Source organism: Alcanivorax sp. UBA3183, from assembly GCF_002364155.1.
In the GTDB taxonomy this organism is placed as follows: domain Bacteria; phylum Pseudomonadota; class Gammaproteobacteria; order Pseudomonadales; family Alcanivoracaceae; genus Alcanivorax; species Alcanivorax jadensis.
Genome location: NZ_DEXN01000011.1, coordinates 1 through 1568 on the forward strand (window position 1 = coordinate 1; position 1568 = coordinate 1568).

3 protein-coding genes are annotated in these 1568 nt (G+C 57.3%); 2 read left to right on the plus strand and 1 reads right to left on the minus strand.

The window, feature by feature from the left end:
* Positions 1–14: 14 nt before the first annotated feature.
* Positions 15–446, minus strand: coding sequence for a hypothetical protein (locus B3Q33_RS04650; RefSeq protein WP_273009062.1), 432 nt, complete (start codon positions 444–446; stop codon positions 15–17).
* Between the two features lie 105 nt (positions 447–551).
* Between B3Q33_RS04650 and B3Q33_RS04655 the strand changes: the two genes are divergently transcribed.
* On the plus strand, positions 552–1118 hold the full coding sequence (locus B3Q33_RS04655) for a hemerythrin domain-containing protein (RefSeq protein ID WP_273009061.1): 567 nt from the start codon (positions 552–554) through the stop codon (positions 1116–1118).
* 121 nt (positions 1119–1239) lie between these two features.
* The coding region (locus B3Q33_RS04660) for a glycine zipper 2TM domain-containing protein (protein WP_286827054.1) at positions 1240–1568 on the plus strand (329 nt) is incomplete at its 3' end.

The following is a 1568-nucleotide window of genomic DNA, read 5'->3' on the forward strand; positions in this document are numbered from 1 at the left end:
CTCAAGCGCCGCTCCTACAGCACCGACCCTGACACCAACAACGCCAACGCCACCAGTCCATGCGGCAAGAACACATGACGCCAGCGCAGGATCCGTAGCAACTCCTTCATGCCACCGGCGCGGCGGCTTCGCTCCCAGCTGTTCGCGGTCTGGAACGGAGCGATATCGTCCACCTCACCTCGAAAGTGCGCTTCGATCTTTTCAATGCGAGCGTAATGGGCAGACTGAAACGCTTTCCAGTGTCCTTCCACCAGCCAGAACATCAGGCTACCCATCACCCCCACCCAGAGCAGCGCCGGGCGATCAAAGAACGCCCCGGACCCGGCCAATACGCCGGCCAGAGTGACACTCCAGGCCTTGATCGTGAGCGACTTCTGGTCGAACGAATCGATCAGCCTGGTCAGGTGGAAATATTCGCTTTCCAGTTGCTGGTCCAGTTGTGACATGCCATCCCCCCATGAACGGATCGGATTCTCCGATAAATCCGCGCTATTAAACGCGATTCAATCCTTACAGACAAAGCGGCACAGTAACGGGCAAGGAGATATGTCATGAACCGAAAGCCAGTGACGCTACGACAGCAGCCCTTGTCCGGGGACATCCGCGACCAGCTGTATCGCCCCGCGCGGGATCAATGGCGGGATCACCCTCACTACCTGATCAGTGACGCCCGCGCCCTCCAGCGCAACCACCGTAATCTGAAGCGTCAGGCCCGCCAGTACCACGGCGCCCTGACCCATCTGCTGGAGCTAAGCGAGACGGAGCGCAACACTCAATCCAATCGCCAGTTACTGACCACCATCGGTAACCATGGACAACGCCTGCTGAAAAATCTGCACAGCCATCATGGCTTCGAGGACAGCAGTGTCTTTCCGGTGTTGCGCCAGCATTACCCACGGCTGGCCGCCGGCCTCAACGTGCTGGAACAGGATCACCTGGCCCTGGATGCTCTACTGGATGATATCGACCGGCAACTCACCCTCTTCCCGGCGTTGACGACGAATCCGCAGGCACTGGAAACCGCACATCAGCAAGCGGCAAACCTTGAGGCATTACTGCATCGTCACATGGATGACGAAGAGGACATCATTGTGCCTATCTATTTGTTATACATGTAATTTTTTGCGTTCTATTGAACGGCATAATTCACACTCTTTTGCACTTGTTGTGCGCCAGGCAGCGAACATTATGGCCATTACAGGATCATAATAGGCACAACCAACAAATAAGGAGTGAGCCATGAAAAGCGCAGCAGTTGCCGCCCTGGGTATCGTAGGGGCCGTGGCCATCGCCGGTGTCGGCTATGGGGCTTACCAGGCCATAACCCCGGCTACCTCAGGCTATGCCCAGGTAGTGAATGTGGACCCGATTGTGAAAACCTGGCAGGAACCCCGTGAGGTTTGTCAGCAAGTCACCGTGGAACGCAAGAAACCGGTTAAAGACCAGCATCGGGTTACCGGTAGTGTTGTCGGTGCCGTGGTCGGCGGTGTGATCGGCCACCAGTTTGGCGGCGGTAGTGGTAAAGATGCGGCCACCGCAGGTGGTGCCATTGCCGGTGGTGTGGCAGG